Source organism: Rheinheimera pleomorphica, assembly GCF_011634895.1.
GTDB classification, from domain to species: Bacteria; Pseudomonadota; Gammaproteobacteria; order Enterobacterales; family Alteromonadaceae; genus Alishewanella; species Alishewanella pleomorphica.
Window position 1 is genome coordinate 1 of the sequence record NZ_SIRR01000019.1, and the last position, 811, is coordinate 811.

1 rRNA gene is annotated in these 811 nt (G+C 51.9%); it reads left to right on the forward strand.

What is annotated here, in order from left to right:
- A 23S ribosomal RNA gene (locus EYB30_RS14935) occupies window positions 1–752 on the forward strand; the annotation flags it as partial.
- Window positions 753–811 lie beyond the last annotated feature (59 nt).

Here is an 811-nt window from a genome sequence, read left to right on the forward strand (position 1 = left end):
GTGGAGCCGTCCTTGAAATACCACCCTTGTATGTTTGATGTTCTAACGTAGGTCCCTGAATCGGGATTGCGGACAGTGTCTGGTGGGTAGTTTGACTGGGGCGGTCTCCTCCTAAAGCGTAACGGAGGAGCACGAAGGTTGGCTAAGTACGGTCGGACATCGTACGGTTAGTGTAATGGTAGAAGCCAGCTTAACTGCGAGACAGACACGTCGAGCAGGTACGAAAGTAGGTCATAGTGATCCGGTGGTTCTGTATGGAAGGGCCATCGCTCAACGGATAAAAGGTACTCCGGGGATAACAGGCTGATACCGCCCAAGAGTTCATATCGACGGCGGTGTTTGGCACCTCGATGTCGGCTCATCACATCCTGGGGCTGAAGTCGGTCCCAAGGGTATGGCTGTTCGCCATTTAAAGTGGTACGCGAGCTGGGTTTAGAACGTCGTGAGACAGTTCGGTCCCTATCTGCCGTGGGCGTTGGATGATTGAGTGGAGTTGCTCCTAGTACGAGAGGACCGGAGTGAACGAACCGCTGGTGTTCGGGTTGTCATGCCAATGGCACTGCCCGGTAGCTATGTTCGGAACGGATAACCGCTGAAAGCATCTAAGCGGGAAGCCGGCCACAAGATGAGTCATCCCTTAGACTTCGAGTCTACTAAAGGGTCGTTGGAGACCACAACGTTGATAGGTGAGGTGTGGAAGCGCGGTGACGTGTTAAGCTAACTCATACTAATTGCCCGAGAGGCTTAACCATACAACGCCCAAGATGTTTTAAAGATACAGTGTGCATTTACTTATCAGATTGCCAAATAC